Annotated in this window: 25 protein-coding genes, 1 pseudogene and 1 riboswitch; of the genes and pseudogenes, 9 read left to right on the top strand and 17 right to left on the bottom strand. The window is 38.4% G+C overall.

Going from position 1 to position 24,950, the window contains the following annotated elements; genetic code table 11:
• The first annotated feature begins 4 nt into the window (after nucleotides 1-4).
• Entirely contained in the window at nucleotides 5-766 is a 762-nt protein-coding gene (locus tag ACTJJQ_RS09160) for an ABC transporter ATP-binding protein (RefSeq protein WP_440600134.1), read from the top strand.
• Between the two features lie 31 nt (nucleotides 767-797).
• Here ACTJJQ_RS09160 and ACTJJQ_RS09155 read toward each other — a convergent pair whose 3' ends face one another.
• On the bottom strand, nucleotides 798-1,010 hold the full coding sequence (locus ACTJJQ_RS09155) for a hypothetical protein (RefSeq protein ID WP_017359929.1): 213 nt from the start codon (nucleotides 1,008-1,010) through the stop codon (nucleotides 798-800).
• A 414-nt stretch (nucleotides 1,011-1,424) separates the two neighbouring features.
• Here ACTJJQ_RS09155 and ACTJJQ_RS09150 point away from each other — a divergent pair, with 414 nt between their 5' ends.
• The gene (locus ACTJJQ_RS09150) at nucleotides 1,425-2,603 is read left to right on the top strand and encodes an aspartate phosphatase (protein WP_024720457.1); all 1,179 of its coding nucleotides are present in this window, start codon (nucleotides 1,425-1,427) and stop codon (nucleotides 2,601-2,603) included.
• An 87-nt stretch (nucleotides 2,604-2,690) separates the two neighbouring features.
• On the opposite strand, the gene ACTJJQ_RS09145 is transcribed toward ACTJJQ_RS09150, so the two are convergent.
• The 5 genes from ACTJJQ_RS09145 to ACTJJQ_RS09125 form a co-directional block, all read right to left on the bottom strand.
• On the bottom strand, nucleotides 2,691-3,539 hold the full coding sequence (locus ACTJJQ_RS09145) for a PRD domain-containing protein (RefSeq protein ID WP_008347382.1): 849 nt from the start codon (nucleotides 3,537-3,539) through the stop codon (nucleotides 2,691-2,693).
• A 31-nt stretch (nucleotides 3,540-3,570) separates the two neighbouring features.
• Entirely contained in the window at nucleotides 3,571-5,037 is a 1,467-nt protein-coding gene (locus ACTJJQ_RS09140; RefSeq protein ID WP_008347383.1) for a glycoside hydrolase family 1 protein, read from the bottom strand.
• 4 nt (nucleotides 5,038-5,041) lie between these two features.
• Complete coding sequence (locus tag ACTJJQ_RS09135) at nucleotides 5,042-6,901, bottom strand: beta-glucoside-specific PTS transporter subunit IIABC (protein WP_060832785.1); 1,860 nt, start codon at nucleotides 6,899-6,901, stop codon at nucleotides 5,042-5,044.
• Between the two features lie 330 nt (nucleotides 6,902-7,231).
• The gene (locus tag ACTJJQ_RS09130) at nucleotides 7,232-8,185 is read right to left on the bottom strand and encodes a hypothetical protein (RefSeq protein ID WP_440600133.1); all 954 of its coding nucleotides are present in this window, start codon (nucleotides 8,183-8,185) and stop codon (nucleotides 7,232-7,234) included.
• Nucleotides 8,186-8,285: 100 nt separating this feature from the next.
• Complete coding sequence (locus ACTJJQ_RS09125) at nucleotides 8,286-9,179, bottom strand: hypothetical protein (protein ID WP_440600132.1); 894 nt, start codon at nucleotides 9,177-9,179, stop codon at nucleotides 8,286-8,288.
• 182 nt (nucleotides 9,180-9,361) lie between these two features.
• Here ACTJJQ_RS09125 and ACTJJQ_RS09120 point away from each other — a divergent pair, with 182 nt between their 5' ends.
• Together ACTJJQ_RS09120 and ACTJJQ_RS09115 are read left to right on the top strand one after the other, a co-directional pair.
• Nucleotides 9,362-9,913, top strand: a complete 552-nt coding sequence (locus ACTJJQ_RS09120) for a PadR family transcriptional regulator (protein ID WP_440600131.1) — start codon at nucleotides 9,362-9,364, stop codon at nucleotides 9,911-9,913.
• A 4-nt stretch (nucleotides 9,914-9,917) separates the two neighbouring features.
• Nucleotides 9,918-10,406 carry a DUF4188 domain-containing protein gene (locus tag ACTJJQ_RS09115; RefSeq protein ID WP_440600130.1) on the top strand — a complete coding sequence of 163 codons (489 nt, stop codon included), beginning with the start codon at nucleotides 9,918-9,920 and terminating at the stop codon, nucleotides 10,404-10,406.
• 10 nt (nucleotides 10,407-10,416) lie between these two features.
• Here ACTJJQ_RS09115 and ACTJJQ_RS09110 read toward each other — a convergent pair whose 3' ends face one another.
• Complete coding sequence (locus ACTJJQ_RS09110) at nucleotides 10,417-11,040, bottom strand: NUDIX hydrolase (protein ID WP_341018057.1); 624 nt, start codon at nucleotides 11,038-11,040, stop codon at nucleotides 10,417-10,419.
• A 170-nt stretch (nucleotides 11,041-11,210) separates the two neighbouring features.
• Between ACTJJQ_RS09110 and ACTJJQ_RS09105 the strand changes: the two genes are divergently transcribed.
• Nucleotides 11,211-11,417, top strand: a complete 207-nt coding sequence (locus ACTJJQ_RS09105) for a helix-turn-helix transcriptional regulator (RefSeq protein WP_025208285.1) — start codon at nucleotides 11,211-11,213, stop codon at nucleotides 11,415-11,417.
• Nucleotides 11,414-12,094, top strand: coding sequence for a DUF3169 family protein (locus tag ACTJJQ_RS09100; protein WP_440600129.1), 681 nt, complete (start codon nucleotides 11,414-11,416; stop codon nucleotides 12,092-12,094). Before ACTJJQ_RS09105 ends, ACTJJQ_RS09100 begins: the two co-directional genes overlap by 4 nt.
• 79 nt (nucleotides 12,095-12,173) lie before the next feature.
• Here ACTJJQ_RS09100 and ACTJJQ_RS09095 read toward each other — a convergent pair whose 3' ends face one another.
• Together ACTJJQ_RS09095 and ACTJJQ_RS09090 are read right to left on the bottom strand one after the other, a co-directional pair.
• Nucleotides 12,174-13,037: a hypothetical protein gene (locus ACTJJQ_RS09095; protein WP_440600128.1), complete on the bottom strand. Its 864-nt coding sequence runs from the start codon at nucleotides 13,035-13,037 to the stop codon at nucleotides 12,174-12,176.
• A gap of 90 nt (nucleotides 13,038-13,127) precedes the next feature.
• Nucleotides 13,128-14,474, bottom strand: coding sequence for an amino acid permease (locus ACTJJQ_RS09090; RefSeq protein WP_326114769.1), 1,347 nt, complete (start codon nucleotides 14,472-14,474; stop codon nucleotides 13,128-13,130).
• Nucleotides 14,475-14,636: 162 nt separating this feature from the next.
• A riboswitch (glycine riboswitch) is annotated at nucleotides 14,637-14,716 on the bottom strand.
• 276 nt (nucleotides 14,717-14,992) lie between these two features.
• Between ACTJJQ_RS09090 and ACTJJQ_RS09085 the strand changes: the two genes are divergently transcribed.
• From ACTJJQ_RS09085 to ACTJJQ_RS09075, 3 genes are all read left to right on the top strand, one after another.
• Nucleotides 14,993-16,009, top strand: coding sequence for a LacI family DNA-binding transcriptional regulator (locus ACTJJQ_RS09085; protein ID WP_281201135.1), 1,017 nt, complete (start codon nucleotides 14,993-14,995; stop codon nucleotides 16,007-16,009).
• A 649-nt stretch (nucleotides 16,010-16,658) separates the two neighbouring features.
• Nucleotides 16,659-17,840, top strand: a complete 1,182-nt coding sequence (locus ACTJJQ_RS09080) for an MFS transporter (RefSeq protein WP_024720467.1) — start codon at nucleotides 16,659-16,661, stop codon at nucleotides 17,838-17,840.
• A gap of 18 nt (nucleotides 17,841-17,858) precedes the next feature.
• Complete coding sequence (locus ACTJJQ_RS09075) at nucleotides 17,859-18,761, top strand: quinate/shikimate dehydrogenase (protein WP_317328346.1); 903 nt, start codon at nucleotides 17,859-17,861, stop codon at nucleotides 18,759-18,761.
• 47 nt (nucleotides 18,762-18,808) lie between these two features.
• On the opposite strand, the gene ACTJJQ_RS09070 is transcribed toward ACTJJQ_RS09075, so the two are convergent.
• From ACTJJQ_RS09070 to ACTJJQ_RS09035, 8 genes and pseudogenes are all read right to left on the bottom strand, one after another.
• Nucleotides 18,809-20,002, bottom strand: coding sequence for an MFS transporter (locus tag ACTJJQ_RS09070; RefSeq protein ID WP_317328347.1), 1,194 nt, complete (start codon nucleotides 20,000-20,002; stop codon nucleotides 18,809-18,811).
• 289 nt (nucleotides 20,003-20,291) lie between these two features.
• On the bottom strand, nucleotides 20,292-20,768 hold the full coding sequence (locus tag ACTJJQ_RS09065; protein ID WP_065461421.1) for a YxiF family protein: 477 nt from the start codon (nucleotides 20,766-20,768) through the stop codon (nucleotides 20,292-20,294).
• Between the two features lie 334 nt (nucleotides 20,769-21,102).
• The gene (locus tag ACTJJQ_RS09060; protein ID WP_317328349.1) at nucleotides 21,103-21,522 is read right to left on the bottom strand and encodes a hypothetical protein; all 420 of its coding nucleotides are present in this window, start codon (nucleotides 21,520-21,522) and stop codon (nucleotides 21,103-21,105) included.
• Between the two features lie 157 nt (nucleotides 21,523-21,679).
• Nucleotides 21,680-22,042 (bottom strand): hypothetical protein, encoded by a 363-nt coding sequence (locus tag ACTJJQ_RS09055; protein WP_375805778.1) that lies wholly within the window; start codon nucleotides 22,040-22,042, stop codon nucleotides 21,680-21,682.
• Between the two features lie 30 nt (nucleotides 22,043-22,072).
• Nucleotides 22,073-23,062 (bottom strand): annotated as a pseudogene (locus ACTJJQ_RS09050) (pre-toxin TG domain-containing protein); the annotation flags it as partial.
• A 124-nt stretch (nucleotides 23,063-23,186) separates the two neighbouring features.
• Nucleotides 23,187-23,591, bottom strand: a complete 405-nt coding sequence (locus tag ACTJJQ_RS09045; RefSeq protein ID WP_135010079.1) for a hypothetical protein — start codon at nucleotides 23,589-23,591, stop codon at nucleotides 23,187-23,189.
• A gap of 73 nt (nucleotides 23,592-23,664) precedes the next feature.
• A complete protein-coding gene (locus tag ACTJJQ_RS09040) occupies nucleotides 23,665-24,048 on the bottom strand; it encodes an immunity 22 family protein (RefSeq protein WP_135010081.1) in 384 nt (127 codons plus the stop codon).
• A gap of 4 nt (nucleotides 24,049-24,052) precedes the next feature.
• A partial coding sequence (locus ACTJJQ_RS09035; protein ID WP_440600127.1) for a pre-toxin TG domain-containing protein occupies nucleotides 24,053-24,950 on the bottom strand: 898 nt, incomplete at its 5' end.

The raw sequence follows: 24,950 nt of genomic DNA, 5'->3' as shown, positions 1-24,950 counted from the left end.
TCACATGGAACAATTAATTGAAGCGAAGCAATTGTCTTTACAAATTGATTCATTAAAAGGACAAAAACAGACTATTCTTAGTAATATTCACTTAACCATTAAACGTGGAGAATTTGTCACCATTATGGGACCTTCAGGGTGCGGAAAAACCTCTTTGCTTTATCAACTTAGCGGTATAGAGACATCCTCCAGAGGAGAAATCAAATATAAAGGTCAACTGCTATCAGAAATGACAGACAAACAGTTAACAGCTTTACGCTTATCAGAGATGGGATTCGTCTTTCAACACAGCCACTTACTAAAAAACCTCACTCTATTTGATAACATCATTGCTGCAGCTTACTTAGCGAAGAAAATGCCGAGAAAAGAAATCAATGAACGAGCGAAATATTTAATGGAGAAACTTGATATTGATCATTTAGCTGATAGATATTTATCAGAAGTATCAGGAGGACAGCTCCAAAGAGCCTCTATCTGTCGAGCTCTTATGAATGAACCAAACATTCTTTTTGCCGATGAGCCCACAGGTGCTCTTAATTCAAGCACCACAAAGGAAGTCATGGATATTTTTTCACAAATCAATTCTGAAGGAACAACTCTGCTTCTCGTCACCCATGATCCAAAAGTGGCCCTTTGCTCTGAAAGAATTTTGTTTATGAATGACGGTGAAATTTCAGCCCATTTAAATTTTGGAAAATACGATCGCTTTACCGCTGAGAAACGAGAGGCCTTGTTAAACAAGTGGTTACAAAACTTAGGGTTTTAATTGGTGTCAAACAGGCAGAAAGCTGCCTGTTTTATTTTTTCTTACACTCAAAGGAGTAATCCATAGTCAAACTATTTGTTTCTAGTATGATTTTGCCATCTTCTTGTTGACAAGATTCTGTCAGCAACTCAATTTCTTTGCTATAAAAGTATCTCTTTGAGATATAAAGAGTGACTAAAACAAGTAAAAGCGTCGTCATCACAATTGTCATTTGCCAGTTTAACATTTGAAATCTTTTTTTCATTTCAACATCCTTTCTGAAAGGTCAACACTTGTCTCGGATATTCACCTTTCTCAGTAACTTCCAGTTTCTTTCCCAAAATCATCTAGCAACATCATAACTGATTTTCCCTTCTAGATCGACCTTTCATTGTTCTTCTCTCATAGCTAAAATAGCTTTATTTCATATATTCGGATGGTATTTTCGACCATAAACTTAAAACTAATAGTATCTATCACGTTTTTGGACTTCCAAAAAAAGATTTTACTCATTTGAATAAACAATCAATCATCATTACAATAACGTACATCTCATGACATAAGGTCCTTTTTATTACCTCCTGTCAATCACCTCCCAGAAACGATTATATTTTACCAAAAATTGTGATATCGTTTTTTATTGAAACAGGCGAAAGGATGTTAAAGAGGTGAAATTTCCATGAAAATCATTTCAGCTGAACAGGTGGGGAATCGTTTAAATGATTGGCGAATTGCCATTCGTAAGCATGATGTACACAATGCAAAGACAATATACACAGAATTAAAGGAATTACTTCAAGAGATGGAAGAGAATCAGGAGGTCTTGACCTACTATTCATTGCTAGAAGGCAAGTTTAAGCTCATGTTATATGAACGAAGAGGTAAAAAACTGAATGAACCGACAGTGCTAGAATACCCTTCTAAAACAAACGACTTAATTGAATATTATTTTTACCTATATAAAGCCCTTTACGCTTCATATAACAGAGACTATGCATCAGCCATCGGACTGTTTAAAATTGCTGAGAAAAAACTACAAAACATTCCTGATGAAATAGAAGTAGCAGAATTCCATACGAAGGTCGCAAACCTATATATGATGCTTCGCCAAAGCCTGATTTCACTTCATTATATTCAGAATGCTATCGATATTTTCAAAGGTCATGATGGCTATGAAAGAAGACTGGCAGCAGCTTTTGTGATCGCAGCCACCAACTTCATGGATATTGGCGATTTCAAAAGAGCTGAGAATTACTACACAAAAGCATTACACATCTCAAATCAATTAAACGATCATTTTCTAGCATCACAGCTTTATCACAATATCAGTATTCTATATGCCGAAGTTGGAGAATCAAAAAAATGTATTGATGCCCTAGAAAAGGCTCTTAGTGATGATGACTACCTTTCATCTTGTTATTTCGAACACTCCATGTTTATGTTACTAAAAGAGCTACTCTCCATTGATGAAAAGTCGCAAGCTCTCTATTATTTTGAATTAGTCAAACAAAAACAAGAAATAGACAGAAACCCCATCTATACAGCAAAAATGAATTTTCTCTATCACCTATATTTCACTGAAGACATATCAAAAAAAGCTCAAACCTGTTTCGATGACATCAGTATTCTGAAAGAATTAAAGGATGTTGAAGGTGCCCGTGAATTAAGTGCACTAGCTGCCAAACACTTTGAAGAGCTAGGTTCAATTCACCAAGCATACCTCTTTTTGAAGGATGCCTATCAATTGGAACACACTACACTTAATTGGAGGAATTATGATGAAAAAAGTGAGTTTACTCATTTTCGCTTTAGCCATCGTTGTTTTCGGACAAACGGTGTCTTACAATTCGTTAAATGATCTTGGCCCAACAGAACGACCTATCGGAACATAAACCGATACAATACAAATAACCACTTGCCTCATTACAAGGCAAGTGGTCCACATTTATTTCAGTTCTTGATAAGAAATGAGGCGGTGAATATGTACCGCCAGATACGTAAGTTCGTCATTTGGAATAACAATACTATGCACCTGTTTAATATAATCTTTGATTTTGAAAGCCACATCCATCGCTTGAGGATACAAGTGTGCAATTTGTTCAAACAACTCATTTTCTTGATCTGATAATAATTTATTTGCGTAAAATCTTTCAACAAAGAATTTCACATGTGTAATAAATCGGCTGTAATGAATATTCTCTTGATCCATTTTCATATTCAACGTATAGCGGACGAGATTCACAATACTTCCGATCATCTTGGCATACTTCATGCCATCTTTGGAATCGGACTCTTCACCTAACGCATTAATTAAATGGAAGGCGATATTGGCCGCTTCTTCCTTTGGTAATTGTATGCCCAATGTATTGTTGACTAACTCAAGCGCATAATTACCTACTTCAAATTCTTCGGTATAGTAGTTTTTGATTTCCCAGTATACTCGATTTGTAATATTAATATTCTTCTTGTGCCGTTCTACTGCAAAATTCAAATGGTCCATCAAGGTAAAATAGACACCAGAATTCAGACTTGAGTTTAAGCGTTTTTCAGCATATTGAACAATATGCTGAGTTAAATCGATAAACTCTTGCGGCATTGAATCTAACAGTTGGAGAAATTCCTTCGCTCTCATGTTATCGACAGACATAAACACTTGATCTGCCTTCTTTTCTTCAATCATTTGACCTGGTTTTTGTCCATAACCAATCCCCCGGCCGAATAGAACCATCTCCTGTTGGTTCTGATCTTCAGCCAGAACCACACTCGAGTTTAAAACTTTTTTGATTTTAAACATCGTCATCACCTGTTTTCATGATTGTGGTTTTTCAATCAAGCGATTCACCATTTGTTTCAATGACCTTTTTGTACCAATAAAATGAGTCTTTACGAGAACGTTTTAATGTACCGTTTCCATCGTCATCTTGATCTACATGAATAAACCCGTATCGTTTTGACATCTGTGATGTACCTGCACTAATAATATCAATTGAGCCCCAGCTCGTATATCCGAAGAGGTCAACGCCTTCTTCCACCGCTTCTCTCATTTGGCGGAAATGCTCTTTGAAATAGTTAATACGATAATCATCGTGAATTGATCCATCACTTTCAACAACATCTTTTGCACCCATGCCGTTTTCTACAATGATCAGTGGTTTTTGATAACGATCATATAATTCTATTAAAGAAATTTTCAGACCAACCGGATCAATTTGCCATCCCCAATCAGTAGATGGAAGGTAAGGATTTTTGACCCCACGGATGGTATTTCCATCCGTTTTTTCTAATCCTTCATCAGCTGATTCAGTTAAAGACATATAGTAGCTGAACGAGATAAAATCTACTGTATTTTCTTTTAAAATAGAAAGATCATCTGATTCCATTTGGATATGAATGTTTTTTCTCTCAAGCATGCGCTTGATAAGCGGAGGGTATTCACCAAATACCTGAACATCTGCATAGAAATAGTTTTCTAAGTTTTGTTTCAATGCCCGCTCCACATCATTCGGATGACAAGTGTGCGGATACGTTGTTAATTTTGTCAGCATACACCCTACTTGACTGCCTGGTATGATGCGATGACAATCTGCTGTTACGAGTGCAGAGGCAATGAATTGATGATGGAGTGCTTGATAAACCGTCTCTTCCTCTTTCCCTTCTGGGCAGCGATCAGGAATAATTCCTGCTGTAATAAAAGAGTGGCGGTGAATACTATCTATTTCATTAAAGGTCAGCCAATATTTCACATCATGTTTATAGCGTTCAAAACATACATTGGCGAACTTAACAAAGAGATCAACGACTTTTCTTTCAACCCAGCCATTATATTTCACGCTCAGTGCTAACGGCATTTCATAATGTGACAGTGTCACAATCGGTTCTATGTTGTGTTTTTTCATTTCTGCAAATAAACGATCGTAAAATTGGAGTCCTTTTTCATTTGGTTCGTTCTCTTCTCCAGTTGGGAAGATACGGCTCCATGCAATAGAGATGCGAAGAGTTTTAAAGCCCATTTCAGCAAATAGAGCCAAATCCTCTTTATAGTGATGATAGAAATCAACACCTCTGCGTTTTGGATACTTTTTATCATCTGGGTCTTTCATCGCTCGATCTATATTTTCAGAAGTAACAGCTAGATGCCCTTCATAATCTTCTACACTCAAATTAGACCGGTACATCGCAATATCAGCAACAGATGGGCCCTTTCCATCTACATTCCAAGCGCCTTCTGCTTGGTTGGCGGCAATGGCGCCGCCCCATAAAAATCCTTTTGGAAAACCTTTTATTGTCGTCATATGTTTAGCCTCCTAATTGGGTGATAACCATCAATGTATCTTGGCGATTGACCTCTTGTAATGGCTGTACCTTAATATCATATTGATCTGTATTCGTGATGACAGCAAGCGTAACTGGATCGTATCCTGCTTCCATGATTTTTTCTACATCAAATTCAATGAGTAAATCTCCTGCTTGTACACGATCTCCTGCCTGCACTTTTGGATAAAAATACTGTCCTTCCAACTGTACAGTATCAATGCCAATGTGGAATAATACTTCCACCCCTTTGTCCGTTTTCATACCAAGTGCATGGTTTGTTTCGAACAGCAAGGTGACCTCACCATCTACTGGTGCATATAACGCTCCTTCTGAAGGAACAATGGCAATTCCGTCTCCCATGACCTTTGAAGAGAAAATATCATCTTTTACTTCAGATAGTGAGATCATTTGACCAATCACAGGGCTTTTGAAAGTTTCCCCTGCTCCAATTTGTTCAGCAAATGCTTCTTGATCATTTGTCTTTTCTTCTACTTTTTTATCCTTACCTAATACAAAAGCAGCGATAAAAGCAACAACGAAGGAAATGACAGCTCCAATGACAGCAAACATTAGATTTCGTGGAAGCTCATCTGATATAAACATCGACATACTTGCTAATCCAGGACCAACAAGTACAAAAGCTTGTATACCAACTAATCCAATGAAGATCCCGCCAACAAACGAACCAATCATGACACTTCCAAGTACGCGTTTATTTTGAAGTGTCACACCATACAAAGCAGGTTCTGTGATGCCAAAAAATGCTGAAATTCCTGCCGAAATGGCTGTTGATCTGAGTACCTTGTCTTTCGTGCGTAGTGCCACTGCGAAACATGCTCCACTTTCCGCAATATTATGCGCAAGTGATGCTGGTAAATAAAGTGCTTCTTTCCCGAGGTTCCCCATCGTTGTCACTGCATAAGGGACCATTGCTTTGTGCATGCCTGATGCAACCATAAACGGGAGTACCGCTGCTAAAATTGCGACAGCTACCCAGCCTACCGTATTAAACATCGCAAGAATAACGGATGAAAACCCTTGTCCTGCTGTAAAACCAAGTGGTCCTAATAACAGTAACGTAACGGGTACAGTAATGACTAATGACATCATTGGGACAAAGAAAATCCGAATTGGTTTTGGTGAAAATCGTGTGAAGAATTTTTCCATTTGAGCGTAAAGCAATACAGAAAGGATTGCTGGAAACACTTGATACGCATAAGCTATATTTTTTACGTCGAATGACATTAATTGTGCACCTTCAGTAAGCATGGCTGTCATGTTCGGAAGAAGGAGTGCACCGACTGCTGATAATGCGACCAGTGGGTTTACCTTTAGTTTATTTGCCGTTGTGACAGCGACTAGTAATGGCAGGAAGTATAGTGGTGCGTCACCCACCATGTTCAGTATTTGATAGGTTTGGCCTTTTGCATCAACCCAGCCTAATAAAGAGAAAAGGAGAAGAAATGATTTTAAAATCCCTCCGCCTGCGATAGCCGGAACAAGCGGCTGGAAGACACCCACAATGAAATCTAATAGAACTGTGCCTGCTTTTCTTTTTTCTTTTGGCTGATTGGATGGCACGCCTTGCCCAGACGAGCTGCCGCCCATTAAATTTGTTACCTTTTGATACACTTCAATTACGTCATTCCCAATGACTACTTGGCATTGTCCTGACATTCTAACTGCTATGACACCTGGTGTTTTTTCTAATGCCTGTACATCTGCTTTTTTCTGATCAATTAGTGTGAAGCGAAGTCTTGTTGAGCAGTGCTCAAGGTGCGCAATGTTTTCTTTACCACCTACATGCTGTAAAACGTCTTTGGCGACTTGTGTGTAATCCATTTTTTCTCCTCCTTTTCTCATACATGGGACCTATATTTTGGCAATAAAAAAAGGATCTAAAACGACAAATTAAAGAAATTCATCGTTTTTAGATCCTGCCTGCATGACCAGTCACATGTCTAATTTATTTATATTGGATTTGTTTTTAGTATATATTGATTATATGAAAGCGTCAACATTTATTTTTCTGAAATTTATTAAGGTCTATATACCCAAAATACTTTTCTTTATTTACTTAAAGCAACTCTTTTGTTCCTTCTATCATCAATCAATAAAATGTTTCTCCATAAAAAACCAGATAAGTTGATTCACTCATCTGGTTTAAGATGCCTATTTTCTCTTTTCTTCTGCTTTCTTTTTAAATGCTTTCGCTTGTTTTTCATATTCCTTTTTCGTGACAGCTTTTAACTCTACCGAATCGCCTGTCATGATATATGGTTTAGGGAGTTTTTTATATTCCTGACGCGTGAAAGCTCTTAACTCTATTGTACCGTTGGTCTTTTTAATTGGCAGTTTGATTGATTTTGCATCTCGATCAGTCGAACCTATCAGTACACCTTGTTCAATTATAGGATCATAGCTCATGTCTAAAAATCCTCCACCATCCGTAAAGCCTCCGACTTCTAATTTCATTTCTTTATAGGGCTTACAACCATCTTCAGAAACAGTTGTTATTAGAAAAGAGCCGAGCCATCCATTCTCAATATGCATGCTGTCCATTTGTAAAAATAGTTGTTTGTCCTCTGCCGTATATAGAAAACCATATACCTTCGCTACTTTATCCCTGAAGTGTCTCATATTTTCATAAAATCTAGTTTCTGATGTATCAACTAGATGTTCATGTCGATCTTGAATTTGTTTGTGATACGAATCTAGCTTTTTTCGATTGGTTGCTTTATATATCCTGCTTTTCTTATCACCTTGTTTTTTTACAGATAGGTCTTTCCCAGACATTTGAACTTCGTATATGATTGTTTCTTTGCCTTGTTTGACTCGAAATTCATAACCGTTTTCCTTTGAACTCCCGGACACTACATATTGTTTTTTATATATTTTGGGATCCCACCATATTTCTTCTATATACTTTTCATTCAAATGCCCCGTTACTTTGCCTTTATTCTCAGATATCTCAAACCAGCTCATTCTATCCTTCGTTTTATACGCAAATGCATAGGCATGATTCAATGAATTCTTTTTTGCGATTGCTTGATATGCTGTCCAGCCGCCTCCACCTAAGATGAGTACTGCCAGGATAGACACGACCCACATTTTCAATTTACTCATACGTACCTCCACTCATATATGTTTTGAAAACCTTCATGATCCCTATTTATTCTGATCGCCCTGAAATGCCATTCACAACATTCATCTGTTCCAAAACGATCTACTTTTGCCATTCTTTCGCCTTCTTTTTGAATGCTTCTGTTTGTTCTTGATATTCCTCTTTCGTGACCGCTTTAAATTCTATTGTCCCGCCTGCCATTTTAAAAGGAAATTTAATGTATGTTGCGTCTCGGTCAGTTTCCCCTAAAATAAAACCCTTTTCAATTGCAGGATAAGTACTCAAATCAAACATCATCCCATCTGAAACTCCACCAGCTGTATGTTTCGTTTCTTTATAAGGTTCACCACCATCTCCTGGGGCCTTTCTCATTAGAAAAGAACCTGCCCATTCAGACTGCATATACATTCGTTTTACTTTTAGAAATAGTTGGTACGAACCATCCTCTGCCGTATACAGATAACCATAAGCGCCTGTTACTTTCTTAATGAAGTTTCGTACATAATCATGAAATCTATTTTCCGTGTCATCCATCAGTTTCTCATATCGAGTATGAATGTCCTGTTGAACAGCACGTAGGTTTTTTTGATCAACTGCTTTGTATGTGATGCTGTGCTTTTCACCTTGTTTTTTCACAGAAAGATCCTTTTCGGCAAGGTGAACTTCATATGTGACCGTTTCTTTCCCTTGCTTCACATAAAATTCGTAACCGTTTTCAATTGTTTTCCCAGTTAATTGATATTTGTTGATAAATAGATTGGGATCATAATGCCTTTTCGGATTTTCCTCTAAAATGGTTTCATTCAGATGACCTGTTACTTTTCCGTTTCTTTCCGTTACCTTGAACCAGTTCACACGATCATGAGTCTTATATGCAAAGGCGTAGGGATGATTCAAACCACTCTTTTTTGCGATTGCTTGATAGGCTATCCAGCCGCCTCCACCAATCAGTAGTACCGCCAGAATAGTCATGATCCAGATTTTTGATTTACTCATATGTCCCCTCCAAACTATGATCGTTCACTCTATATGAAGGATTCATCTTATTGATTAACCAATCAGTGATCTCTTCACCTCCTTTCTAGCATTTATTTTTTTCTCATACCTCTTGTATCTGCAGTTATACATCGTTTATTATATATCTAAATGATATATCTTTTAGATAGGTGTGTTGATCAATGAAAAAATACAATGATACGACGTATGCGATTTTGGGGATTTTAACGACAGATTGTAAGTCTGGGTATGAAGTGAAGCAATTAATTGATAGGAGCTTGCATCACTTTTGGAAAGTTAGTTATGGACAAATTTATCCAGCTTTAAAGTTAATAGTCGAGGAAGGGCTTGCGAAGGTTTCACCCGCTTCTACAACTGGGCGCTCAGACAAGCGGGAGTATCATCTGACTGAAAAAGGGCTGGACACGTTGAGGCAATGGCTGGCGCAGCCGCTCGATCAAGTACCATCAGAACGAAATGAGGTGTTATTAAAGTTATTTTTTGGTCAATATCTTTCGTTTGAGAAAAAATTGGTGCTTTTACAGGATTATGAGAGGCAGCTCCGTATCCGTTATGAGACATATGTTGCGATTGAACAAAACATTCAAGAGCTGTATCCAGATGAAGCTGATGCGAAGTATTGGCTGTATACGTTAGATTACGGAAAGAAAGTGGCGCAGGCTGGAATTGATTGGTGCGTGGAGACCTGTGAATCGATGAAGAAAGAAGGGTGAACAAATGAAAAAAAATATACGTGCTGGCAGGTATACAACAGACAATTCTGAGCCGATTGTTGTGTTCATTATCGGAATGAGAATCAATAAACGCTGGGCTGTCCATCAATGGCTGCCAGTATTTAAGGCGATGCCGGGGATGATCAAAGAACTTTATACACATCAAGAAGAACTTGGTTTTCTCGGGACAGAAAATTACTTCGGTTTACGCACCACCACCATGATCCAATATTGGAAATCAACAGAGGATCTCCTTGCCTACGCCAAGATGGAGAAGCATTTGGCTGCTTGGAACGGATTTAACCAAAGAGCACGAAATAATGACGCGGTCGGAATTTATCATGAAACGTATCAAATTCAAGCCGGCTCATATGAATCTATCTACGTGAACATGCCTTCATATGGATTGAGCCAAGCTAAAGCACCCATCCTAATTGGAAAAGGGAAAGGAAAAGAAACCGCAAAAGAACGCCTTTCTACAACAAATTCCTAGAGCTGGTTCTCTAGGAATTTGTTTTTGCAACCATCACAAAATGTTTTAATATGCGGGCAGTTAATCCCCAAATGGTGTAACGATCGTAATCATAAAACCACTCCTCAATCGAACGACTCCCCCAGCTGTATTTTTCACCATTCATGATTTTTTCATAAGGAAAGTCCTCTCCTGGTGTTGGCTGCACCGATACATGGTGTAAGTATGGTTCGTATTGGCTGAGCCATGATAGAGGCACAGTAAAGGTCTCCTCTACTTCTTCTTGATTAAAGGAATGTTTGACCTGCTGTTCATCAATGATACCGACAAATGGATATACCACAAAGGATGGAGAGGCAATATAAGGACTGAGCTGTCCTAACACCTTGACGGATTCGGGCGGAATCCCTAGTTCTTCATATGTTTCCCGCAGTGCAGCTTCTTGTGCGGTTTCGCCGCCGTCGAGTTTGCCTCCTGGGAAGCTAATATCGCCAGGCTGTTTTCTCATCGTCAGTGATCGCACTTCAAATAAAACATGCCATTCCCCGTTGACTTGCACCAAAGGGACAAGGACTGCCGCTTTGAACGCTGTCTCTTCTCCGATAAATAGCGGCTGTGATTGATGTAAATCACTTTTTAATTGATCAATGAACATGGGCATCACCTATTTTCTGTTTCTCTTTTCTTTAGCGTATCATTGATTCCCTTTTGAATAAAGGCGATCTTTCTGACAATTATTTTTATTATTTTGACAATTATACTTGTCAAAATGAATATAATACTTTACAATCAAGATAACATTTTGATCAGAGTTGAGGTGACAGAATGAAAAATCGGCTAAAAGAGTTGCGAGCACGTGATGGTTTAAACCAAACGGAGCTTGCGAAACGGGCAAAGGTTTCCCGCCAGACGATCAGCTTAATGGAACGAGATGAATTAATGCCGTCTCTCTTACTTGCTATGAGGCTTTCACGTATTTTTCAAGAACCCATTGAACAAATTTTTCTATTCGAGGAGGATGAACTCACATGAAAACTGTATACAAAATGCTCTTAGGTGCTCTCCTTGGTTTTCTCGGTGCTTACTGTTTGCTGGCATCCGAATTTGAGATGACACTTCTGCAGACAGCATTTGAAGCGACTCTTGTCATCACTGGCTTGACAGTTCTATTCATCATTTATTGTTTTTCAGGCATTTCGCGCATGAAGAAAAGAGTCTCTCTTTCAGTATCTGGTGATGAGGAGGATGAACTCGAGGTAAAACAGTACCGAACCTTTACTGATGTAACGTTAGCTAATACGGTGAGTACCATTTTATCGATTATTGCAATTGGTATTTCCATCGTAACCGAGCAACCACTCTGGCTGATTCTCGCAAATGCTGCCTTATTTTTGATCACCGTCATTCTTTCTTATGCATCGATCTCTGTCCTAAAGCTCGTCTATCCTAATCGTCATCTACCTAGTCCATCCGATAAAGATTATGGCAAAAAACTGCTCGCCATTTCTGACGAAGGCGAAAAGCATGTGATGCTCGATGGGCTTTTTCACACTTTTCAAATGATGAATATTTTATTGACCGGTGCCATGTTTATTTTGATTGTCTATTCTCTTGGCGCCAATCACTCTCAGCTCTTCTCCATCATCATCATTGGACTTGTTCTGATCATTCTGAATGCATACTATATGTTGAAGATTCGAAATCGTTAAATAAGCAAAAGCACAGCCATTTAAAAAGGCTGTGCTTTGAGTAAATGGCGGAGTATTCAATTTGAAATGAATGAGTTGATCAACTTCTTTCATTTTTAGTTGATAATTTATTTACAAAATATGAAATAAATATACCAACAAGAATAATATTAAAGATGTTGCCTATAATAAATTCAAACATTGGAATATATGCAATATTCCCCTCGTCAACTTGGATGATCGGGTAATTATAAAAGGGTTCTAATCCTTTATATAAGATTAAAAGAGTGCCATCACCCTTATACTCACCACTATAATGATATTCGAAGTGATCATTATAAATGTAAAAAGACCCGAAAACAGCACCAATGATAAAATTAAAAAAGACATAAATAAAAATGAAATTTGCTAAATGCATAAAAGTAGATTTAAAAATGTCCATTACACTTTTTAGAAATAAATAAGAATATAAAGCCGTAAAAAAAACTATTATTGCTATCATGTTAACGTTAGACACATTCTCTAAAAACTTTAATAAAAGAACAAGAGGATACAATATCATTATACTTAGCTTAGTACCGTATTGTGCAACATTGACCTCTTGCTTATCATTTTTATATGCTAAAAGGAAAGCGACAAGAATCAGAAATAATAATCCAACATAAAAATATAACTTTTCAAATTTAAAATGCTGAACAAATAGAAGAAGGAAAAACGAAAAAAGGATCCCCCAAACAGTAAGTTTCCGCAAACTATTAATAAAGAGAGATTTTATCACAGCTCTCTTTATTAATTTTTTTAAATCAACCCATTTTAAGTTACCTTTAAAGTTAATTCCTCTCCAATTTACACCACGGAAAAACTTCAAAATGATTTTATAATACCTTTCCATATAAAATAAACTTGTTATTATTACAGGTATTAATAGAAGTATAAAAATAACACCAAATAATATTATACCCAATCTTATCCTCCTCTCCCTAAATATTTCTAAGATTATTACGATTCATAAGAAAAAAGGATTCAAAAAAAAAAGCCTATTACGGCTTTTCCATTAAACAGCACGGCGTTTCTTTCTTGCATAAATCAAAAATAAGAACCCAAACCATACGGGTGTCAATAACAGCGCTGGACGTGTAGCATCAGCGAAAAGCATGATGACAAGAATGGAAGCAAAGAGCACAAGAACCGCTATATTCACAAAAGGTGTAAATGGCGCTTTAAAGGTAGACGCCTTATGCAGTTCAGGACGTGTCTTCTTATATTTCAGATGGCATATTAAAATAATACTCCATACCCAAATGAAACAAATGGCACTGATCGTAGTCACAATACCAAAGGCTTGTTCAGGAATCAGCTTGCTTAAAAGAGCCCCTACTGACACCACAATCGTCGACACAAACAGGGCATTACTTGGAACAGCATGCTTATTTAGTCGGCCAAAAGATGCCGGTCCTTGTTTTTGATGACTGAGATTATACAAAATTCGGCTCGTTGAGAACATACCGCTATTACAAGCAGACGCCGCAGATGTCAGGACGACAAAGTTGATGAGTCCCGCCGCTACTGGTATCCCAATGAGCCCAAAGGTTTTCACAAAAGGACTTTCTGATGCACTGAGTTCTGTCCATGGGTTGATGCATAGTAATACAAAAATCGCACCTACATAGAAAAAGAGAATTCTTAATGGAATTTTATTAATCGCAGACGGGATATTTTTTTGCGGATTCGCTGTTTCTGCTGCTGACACACCGACAAGTTCCACGCCCACATACGCAAAAATCACCATCTGGAATGACAATAAGAAGCCTGTCACACCATTTGGAAATAATCCTCCGTGTGACCACAGATTCGTTACCGTCACGGGCCCTGCATCTGTTTGAAAACCAATGATTAACAGGACAATTCCAACGCCAATCAACAGTAATATCGTAATCACTTTAATAAGTGCAAACCAAAATTCCATTTCTCCAAAAAGCTTCACCGTTAATAAATTAAATCCTAGCAAAATCAATAAACAAATAATAGCAGGAATCCACTGCGGAATATCAAACCAGTACTGCACATACACCCCGACCGCAATAACATCCGCCATCGCTGTCATAATCCAGCAAAACCAATACGTCCATCCTGTCACAAAGGAAGCCCATGGTCCAAGATAATCCTCTGCTATATCCGTTAAAGACTGATAGCCCGCCTTAGATAAGAGCAATTCTCCAAGTGCCCTCATGACAAAAAAGATGGCCATTCCGACAATTAAGTACGCAAAAATGATCGATGGTCCTGCCAATTGAATGGCTTTTCCAGACCCTAAAAACAGCCCAGTTCCAATCGTTCCGCCAATGGCAATTAATTGAACATGACGGTTTGATAAATCTCGCTTTAACTCTTGTTGTGCCAATTTCAACACCCTCCTACGACACGATCCTATACTGAAATAATGAACTCTCTAAAAGTCCATAAAAAAAGAGATTGGATGCGCTCCAATCTCACGGTCATAAAAGAATAGCAAAATAGAGAAAAGCAATACACAGTATGATCCATGCATCACAAATACAATATTTCGTACTCTTCTGTCCTTTTGCCTGAGATTGTGAACCCTTCGGCGCCGCACATACATGCGGTCTCTCCAGAAGCTGCTCCTGCCATAGTGTGACCCACAGCAATCATAGCCTTCGATATTTACTTTAAATGTTGCTATTTCTGAATAATTTTATATTTTACGCCTCTAAAAGAAAGCTGTCAATGGTAATCTTTCAAGATGTTGTTTCCTCCTTATCTGAAGCTGATATGACATCACTTCATCAACACCCCTTGATTAAGGTATAATGAAACAAAGAATGTTCGGCTCGTTTGGTGGAGACATCCATCTTGATGATGAACCATAGTTAGGCAATCCAATGAAGTTGGTGAAGACAAATGAAAAAAATGAACAAACAGCGTGTGACATTACAAGAAGTCGCTCGGCATGCCGGTGTATCGACTTCAACGGCCTCACTCGTTGTTCGCAACAACCCTAGGATCTCTGAAGCCACCCGGAAAAAAGTGCTGCAATCCATGGAAGATTTGGGATACGTGTACGATCGCGTCGCTGCCAACATGCGGTCGAAAAGTTCAAATATTGTAGGTGTGATTGTCACGGATATTTCAAACACCTTTATTTCTGAATTTTTAATCGGTGTGCAAACCACCCTTGAGTCACTTGGCTATACCGTTTTACTTGGGACAACCTTTGATAGTGTGGATAAGCAGGAGCGGCTCATCTCCACAATGGTAGAGCACCGAGTGGGTGGAATCATCTTAAATCCAGCATCGAAAAGTTCGACACGAACGGTGAAACAATTAAACAACATTCGCACACCAAAAGTATTGGCAAACCGTGAATTAGCAGATGTCCATTGTGATTATGTCGGCGTTGATTATGAACAAGGTACTTGGATGGCGGTCCGTCATCTTCTTCAAAAAGGACATCGCCGCATCGCTTTCTTAGGCGGAGTCAAATCCTCCTCGACTTGGATTGAACGGATGAAAGGGTTCAAAAGAGCCCATGATGATGAGGACCTGACGATGGATGAATCTCTTATTATCGATATGATGCCTACCCGTGAAGGCGGGAAAGAAGCCCTTGCCCAAGTGATTGACCTTCCCGAACCACCTACTGCTATTTTTTGCTTCAGTGATTTAGTGGCGTTTGGGGTGATTCAAGAATTGGCAGCGCGTGACATCAAGCCTGGTGAAGACATTGATGTAGTTGGGTTCGATAACATCCCTGAAGCGGAGATGTATCACCCGCCGCTCACCACAGTCTCATCATTTCCACGATCTATTGGAGTCAAAGCAGCCAACCTTTTGTATCATAAAATGAACGAGCAAGATGAAGAACTGCAGCGGTTAATATTAAAGCCTCAACTTCATATTCGAGAAACCTCGACATGATCATGAAAAGGAGAATTGCAAAGCGATTCTCCTTTCAGATTGTTGACAAAGGGCTAAAATGAACTTTATTTTAGCCCTTTGTCTTCTTTTCAGCGTGATAGAAAACCTTTGCAGTCTAGGAAGGACGAGCACTGGCACGGAGCGAATTTGACATTCGTGAGTACCAGCGCACAGGACTGACAAAGAATGCGAGGGTTTGTCTACACGCTGAAAGGAGAATTGCAAAGCGATTCTCCTCTTTTTATTGAGCAAGTCAACTATTTCTTTATTACATTTTTCTTTTTTTAAATCGCAAAGTCATAAACTTGACACATTTTATACACAGGAGTATATTTATCTCGTTGCTTCTTTTAGTATATCGTTATACCTTTTGTGAACATATCGTTATTTATCATATCAACTACAGTTAAAGATGGATCTTTTGATTCTGATCAAATCGAGGAAGTCCATCAACTTATGATAACTGTTATTATTTTTAATCATTTAGTAGAACGATGTACTTATTTGAAGAACAGATGAATATTCATTATTTTTTTCATCTATCACACAAGGGGTGTTGTGATGGACTTAATATTATTTACGTTTAAGGAAATAACAAAGGGTAACAAGAATTTGGCCCGAACAGGGTTTCAAATATAGGAGTGGGAACATGAAAAATCCATACATTAAATCATCACTTGGCATGTACTTAAACTATTTCATGCTAGGCATGATCAATATTATTGTGGCATCAAACATGGAAAGCTTATCTGAACGCTACCATGTAGATATTCCAAAAATCAGCTTGCTTGTTTCAGCAATCGGGATCGGTAAATTAATTGCTCTCTTTTTCTCTGGCCGGCTGGCAGACAGCTGGGGGCGAAAACCTGTCATTATTACAGGTAACTTTCTCTACTTATTATTCTTAATTGGGATTCCAATAACGACCAATTATACATTGGCTTTCATTTTCGCCATTTCCGCAGGGATTGCAAACTCATTGCTTGATTCAGGAACATATCCTGCTTTGACAGAATCATTTCCTAAAAAAGCAAGTTCAGCTTCTGTATTAGTGAAGGCGTCTGTATCAATTGGTGCGACTGTTCTTCCATTTATCTTGGCATTCCTTATTGCACATGACATCTTCTGGGGCTGGGCATTCTTTGGGCTAGGACTTCTTTATTTACTTGTAGGCATTTACTTGATCTTTATGCCGTTCCCAAATCATAAGCAAACGGCTTCTCAAAACGATCTTCCCGTTCAAGAGCAAATGAAGGAAGAACCGAAAATGTTTGGTGAAGGTTTAGCTGTTGTACTTATGGGATTCACGTCTACTGCATTATTTGTCGTATGGCAAACTTGGCTTCCACAGCTCGGGTTGAAATTGATTGGGCTTGGCTCAGGACAAGCGACACAGCTTCTTTCTTATTTTAGTATTGGTGCACTCGTATCTGTTCTATTGCTTTCAATCGTATTAGATAAATTCATTTCACCGATTATGGTCGCCATTATTTACCCAATCGGGGCATTCCTTGCCATGCTTTCATTATTTCAAATCGAAACGTACGGCATTGTCATTGTTAGTACCTTTTTCTTAGGATTATTTACAGCCGGCATTTTCCAGTTGGCGATGAGTATTATGATGAAATTATTCCCTACAAACAAAGCAACGGCTTCATCATATGTCAACATTGCGGCAAGCTCAGCGTTTATCCTTGTTCCGCTGATTACAAGCGGACTCGTCAGCACGTACGATATTAAAATGACTTTATTTTTCGATATGATCATTGCGGTCATCAGCGTATTGTTAGCAGTCTTTGTTTTACGACGCATGAAAAAATTGTTTAGATAATTAAAGGAGATGTCAATCATGACAAACATACACGAACGTAATATTGATGGAAAAACAAAATTAGTCGGTCTTCTTGCAACACCAATCGGACACAGCCTGTCACCACGGATGCACAACCTTGGCTATACACTAACAGGAATCAACTATGCTTACCTTGCTTTTGAGGTAGGAAATGATGAACTAGAAGCAGCAGTAAACGGGATGAAAGCAATGGGTGCAGCTGGATTTAACGTATCCATGCCGAACAAAATGAAAGTACTCGATTACTTAGATGAACTAGATGATTCTGCAAAATATACTCGCGCAAGCAACACAGTTGTGAACAAAGATGGCAAGCTGGTTGGTTACAACACAGATGGTCTTGGTTACGTAAGAAACTTAATTGAACACGGCGTTGAATTAGCTGGACAAAAGGTTACACTCGTTGGATCTGGCGGCGCTGCAACACCGATCGCCATTCAGCTTGCACAATCAGGTATTCGTGAAATTAGTATTTTTGCTCGTAATGATCAATACTTTGTTCAAGCAGAGGAAAATGTAAATTACATCAACAACGAAATGAAATCATTCGGTGTCAAAGCGAATATTTTCCCACTTGAAGACAAAGACGCTTTCCGTCGTGAAGTAGCTGAAAGTGCGATCTTAGCAAACGGGACAAGCCTTGGCATGAAACCATTAGATGAGCTCAGCATTATTGACGATACCCTTGATGTATTACGCAAAGACTTAATCGTGACAGATGTCGTCTACAACCCGCAAAAAACAAAACTTCTTGCTCAAGCACAAGAAGCTGGTGTCAAAACGATTAACGGTCTTGGCATGATGCTATGGCAAGGTGCCCTTGCGTACAAACTCTTTACTGGCGAGGATATGCCAGTTGAACAAGTCAAACAAATTCTGTTTGAAAATGACCGTTTCTAAACGAAACACAGAAAAAAGACGACCTCCGCTTTGGAAGTCGTCTTTTTTTATTCGAGTATCATCACACGGCGATATCGATAAAGGATATACACTGCGCCGATGATCGCCACAACAGCCACACCCGCATCAAATATAAAGATTTGCAAAATGGTCGAGTGGGTTTCGATCAAACCAGTGACGACTGGAATCACAATAGCGGACACTCCGCCTGCTGTTGAGATAATTCCTGTCATCGTCCCTTTGTTTTTCCAGAAGAACTCAGCCATTACGGTTAACGTCAGCTGAAAGACACCCGCTGTTGAAAAGCCCAATACAAATGCATTGACGGTCCCGATGACTGGAGACTTCACGACCAATAGCACACAGATAGAGGCTAATGTAATAATCGGATAGAGTAGCAGCACGGTGACCGGACGAACAATGCGGCGCAAAAGAAATGCGAGCAATAAGACAGACAGCAAACCGCCCATGCTATAGTAACTAAGCAGCTTCACAGCACTGCCAGAAGCCATTCCCAATATTTCCTCACCGTACGTAGGCAGCCAAATTTGCGGCAAGGCGTACAGACCATTTGATGTAAAACTGATCACAATCAGTGCGACTCCTTCTCTCCAAAACGTAGGCTCTGATGAGAAGCGCGGAAGTCCATCATGCTCCGTCACCTGAACTTGCTCCACCTTGCGATGATTCGGAAATGGCAATGTCCACAGCATCATCACATTCACTAAATAGATAAAAGCAGGTACAAAAAACGCAAATCCATAAAACAGATCATGCTCTGCTAAAAAGAAAATAGCGAGCGGCAGAATGGTCGCCCCAATCGAAATAAACGCCTTCACCATCACATTTGCAGATCCCGAGTTTTGAGGAAAAGCTTCCATTAAAGCCGGATACGTCCCTGCATCCATCGCCGAATTCGCCACCCCTGCCAAAATCGCAAACGCAAACGCGATTTGATAATTCGGAGACAATGGGATTCCGATGAGGAACACCGCCATCAGCACCCCGGAAACCAAAATGACCGGCTTTCGTCCAAAACGATCTGACAGTACGCCCGATAGACCATACGTGAGCACCCTGCCAATACCGAGTGCAGATATCATATAACTTATCCCCGCACTATTTGTATCTAATTGTTTGATCAAAAATGGCATATTAGAAGCCAAAATAATATTGACCATACCTAATAAAAAATAATTGATATAAAGACTAGAAGCCGTTCTCAAATACGGATTCCTCATGCTGACACACCCCTCAACACATTGCAATGAAGTGACAAATAATGGTTACGCTTACAAGATTCATGCGTGAGGAGAAACAGCTTTGCAACCTTCACGTACTTGAAACAACTCATCATTTCATGCGGCTCACAGCTTACATGCCCTTCATTTATCAAGCATCTCTTCAAATTTTCACTAGCTCTTATTTTATATGAATGTGAAAGGTAATGATAGTGAATTGCTTAAATTTGAGGGAAATGGTTATAGAGAAAAATCCCTGTCATTTTTTGAAATGAAGCTTGATCTAAACTCACATTCCCCAAAAACTAAACTCATAAAAATATTCTGTACGCTCTATGCATAATCCAAAATGAAAATCCTCTGCTATTAAAATGAAATCTCCGTATCCACTTAAAAATTTGGTTTGCTCAAGAAGTTGATTTAAATGATGAAACACTTCATCCACATTCACTAAAAGCGCTTCAATTTCATGATCTCGGAAAAAAAGCAATCTCCCTTGTTTAGGAGTCTCTTTTATCCTCCCGACCATTTCATTTAACATTTGTGTAGACTTTTCAATATGCTCTAGATAGTTGTCTCCATGTATTTGACTTTTATGTTCCCTTGATTGCAGGAAAGTAAATACCTTCTGACAAAAAAATTGATTCTCTTCGACCTCCAAAAAAGGGGGTTCTGGAAGTGTCATATAGCTTAATTCGTTTATTAAGTGCTTTCTTCTGCTTTTTCTTTTTAAGGTTTCGATTTTTGTTTTTCCTTTATTATTCATAGGAGCACCTCCACAAGGCGTATAAACATTGCTCTCTAGACATCTCCCCCTTGAAAATTCCACCAGGCTACATGGTGTAATGAACTGATTTCTAGATAACTATGCTTTTTTTCAAAATTTCCGGATATAAATCTAGGAAATCAATATAAATGGGGACTTTGTATAATTAAATGTACGTAATAATGAATCTTATGTTGTTTAAAATCCCGAATAAATACATTCCTACTTACTCTTTTTACAATGTGCCATTTTTCATCAGTGTAAATTAAATAATCTTGATCAGTTTAAAACCATTCAAGATCTTATTTCATCATTAAATTTCAGCAATAACAGACTAATTTGAATGTATTTTTGAAATGAAGTCTTGAAGAATTGTCTTTGCTGGTAGGTTTGCAGTAGTAGTCAACATTTGATTTATACGTTCTGTAATCTGAGGATGTTTCAGTACTATTTTTGTACCCTCTTCAATAGGATAACTTCGTAATGTATCAATACAAATCTCAAATAATTCAACATCATTAGTATTCAGCAAATCCAATAAAATATGAAGCTCATATTCATTGCACTCATTATCGAGACAGTACGCAATTTTCCGCTGCCACTCTATTGGTTTATGGAGTACCTGTTTTGATAGTTCTTCCCAATCGTTTAGGCTAAAAAACGAGAGTATCTCACTTACTAGTATATACCCTTCATCGTACCAAGAGTCTACCGTTGTATCAGCGGATAAAAGCTTATCCAGTTCTATATACATTTTTAATGCTCCAATTATGGTTCCACATATTTTTCTTTTTAAGCATTGTTTGGTTTTTATTCATTATCAGACCACCACCATCAAGCATGTACTGCTCTTAGAAACGGCAAAACAGAGGAGTACTAGCTTTATTAAACTCGTAGAAATACATACAGTTTTATTTCCACCAGTTAGATGTAATTTCTTTTAAATGAAATTCTATAAAATCTATCACTTTGCTATAGTCATCAGAGCTAAACTCCTGAATAGGATTGTCCCAATCTGTATTTTTAACTATTAGAACAAGATAGTTGCCATCTGAAGATAAATCGGGATACCAACCTAAGTCCAATGTTATTGATGATTTCTCATGATAAAGCTGTAACAAACTTTCAGTGAACATAAACCATCTTTCATCTTCTGTTTCTAACTTTCTAGGGTCAATTTCCCAAAAATGATTATAACGGACATTCCAACCTTCAGTTATCCTCAAGGGATGGATGTTTACTTCCGGAATATTAAGTTTCACATGCTTTCTCATCTTTATCCGACCTCTTTGTTAATTTTATAGTTATTTTATTCCTAATTTGTTTAAATACTTATTTAATCTATCACCAACTATTGGATGACCGTGATACACATTACCACTCGTTAGTTCTCCTCTAATCCAACTAGTAGATTTTCCATTATCATAACCAACAACTTTACCAGTATCATAAATGAAGTAAAAATTATTATTGCCATTATCAATGATATGCCCTCTTTGAAGAGCTTCTTTTTCTATCACTTTATTATTTATTTCAGGTAGGTATTGAGCATTTCGTCTTCCGGTTTCGCTAAAACGTTTCGCTTCTTCAGCAGTTCTAGCCTTTAAATGCTTATTATCATGATGAGAGTATACTGCACTATTTATCTTTATTCTAAAATCTTTTCTACCATAATAACTTTTATGAGCAATTTCATCATGCCTTTTTGAAATATTAGGTATACCTGAACTCTTTACACCCATCTTCCCATGAAATCCTTTCGCCCCAAACGGCAAAAGCATCCCCAGCGCCGCATTCATACTTGCTTCCTGCTGTTCTTTCGAGACTTTTTTTCCAAACATGTCTCGACCCGTAATCGCTTCGCTGAATCCGTTTGTGGCGGTGAGTCCATATAATCCTTTTTGAGATGTTTTCAGGGCGTCAAAAGATTTCTGTGATGTCTTGTAAATGTCGACCGCTCTGACTGCGGCGGACGTGGCTTGAGTCGTTTTATAGACGGCTTTTCCGCCTTTGAAAATGCGTCCTGCCCAACCGACGATTGGGATATATCCTGCTGCTGCCATGCCGCCTGCGGTGAGTTCTTCACCTGTGATCGGACCGAAACCTGTTGCGCACGTTTTTGCATCGTTCACACCTGTCAATTCATTGATAATATTTCCTCCGTAATCAAGAGCTTTTTCATACCACGGACGGTTGGCGAGTGCTTCTTGTTCCTTTGCAATTTTGCGAGCTTCTTCTTGATCTTTTTTGATTCTTAGATATTCAGAAGTTTGCTTCTCAATAGTGCTCAATGCGTTCGTTTTGCTTGTCTCTATCATACGATGATCCACTCAGGAAAAAAAATCCCCCTTTTGTCGGCTTTTTCTCGGCCTCTGCAATGCAAATAAAAAAGTGCCCATAAAGATGGACACTCTAGTTTTAAAAATCATATTCAAAATCGATGTCATATAAATCAACCCATTCAACAAAATCAGGCATAGTTTTTGTACTTAAAAAGTGGTGAACAATTCTATATGCTTCTTCTCGAGTTACATAACTGCATGATGGTACCTTCATTGGTTCTCCACCAACCAAATGCTCTATTGTTTCTATTTCAACATCCTTTTTCAAAGGGACTAAATAATTAGGATGTCTCATGATAAAGAATCCATATGGCTCATCATAAAAGAAAATAAGCCATTCATCTTCTCCTTCTATCTCAAAACAAGAATCTCCACTTCCTTGTTTCCAATAATCCGCTTCTTTTTCAAAGAAAATATTTTTAATAAATTCTTCTTCTGGGTTTTCAACTGATTCTTCAACTGGTCCAATGTATACAATCATGAGCTTTTCCCCCTAGAGAAAGAACGTCAAAAAGCATCCATTGCCATCTGAGCAAGTAAGTGCTTTATATTAATCAATCTACGTATTCTGCTGTACCAATAAACTGTAGTGTGTACTCACCTTTATTTACTGAATTAACAGCCAAACCGTCTTTCTCATAATTATAATTATAAATTAAAATAATGGTATTATACTTAGAGTTTAATTGGATATCATTAAATTGTTTTATCAATTGATCATCATATGAGAAATCAACCAGAAGTTCTTTTAAATCATCTTCAGCTTCTGGAATCCAATCCTTTTCAATTAAACTCCTATCATAGTAACCCAGTTTAAATTCTTTCTCAAAAACAGATGGAATGCTATCACCATCATCGTTATACATAACTTTTGTGTAATTTTCCACCTCATCAAAATCACTAAAGTTTCCCAACCACAAAGAAACATCATTTTTCATTGTATTACCTCCTTAGCCCTTCCGGTAAATCCTGAACTCCATTTTTCATTCGTTTACTCGCCCATTCATTTAACTCTCTAACAAAACTTTCATAATCAGGAGCATTATCAATAATTTTTAATATTTCATTATGTGCTTTAGTAGAGCCCCGTCCTCCATGCCGTCCAGGAGGATTGACAAATTCAACATCTTTAGTTAGCGTCCTCAATTCTTTTATGCGATCCATACTCACATCCCACTTTTTAAATTGAGGTGTTCTTGCTACAAGATGCCACTCGTGGTAGCCTCCTGGTTGTCTGATTCTATCCTCAATTTTACTTCTCAAAGCAGGAACATTCCACGCTTTCTCAAATTCATCGACAGATAATTTATCAAACCACTTATTAAATTCTTTATTTCTAACAGAAGGGATATCAGTGCTCTTGCCAGCACCCTTTACCCCCATTTTCCCCTGAAAACCTTTCGATCCAAACGGTAAAAGCATTGCAAGCGCCGCATTCATACTCGCTTCCTGCTGTTCTTTCGAGATCTTATTTCCAAACATATCTCGACCCGTAATCGCTTCGCTGAAGCCGTTGGTCGCAGTAAGACCGTATAAGCCTTTTTGCGATGTTTTTAAAGCATCAAAGGACTTTTGTGACGTCTTATAGATGTCGACTGCTCTGACTGCGGCGGACGTGGCTTGAGTCGTTTTATAGACGGCTTTTCCGCCTTTGAAAATACGTCCTGCCCAGCCGACAATCGGGATGTATCCTGCTGCTGCCATGCCGCCTGCGGCGACTCGCTGTCCTGCGGTGAGTTCTTCACCTGTGATCGGATCGACGCCTGTTGCGGCACGTTTTGCATCGTTCACGCCTGTCAGCTCATTAACGATATTCCCACCGTAATCAAGGGCTTTTTCA

The organism is Bacillus sp. 22483, assembly GCF_052044605.1.
Classification (GTDB): domain Bacteria; phylum Bacillota; class Bacilli; order Bacillales; family Bacillaceae; genus Bacillus; species Bacillus altitudinis.
The sequence above is the reverse complement of the archived record's forward strand: the minus strand, read 5'-3'. Positions and strand labels throughout refer to the sequence as shown.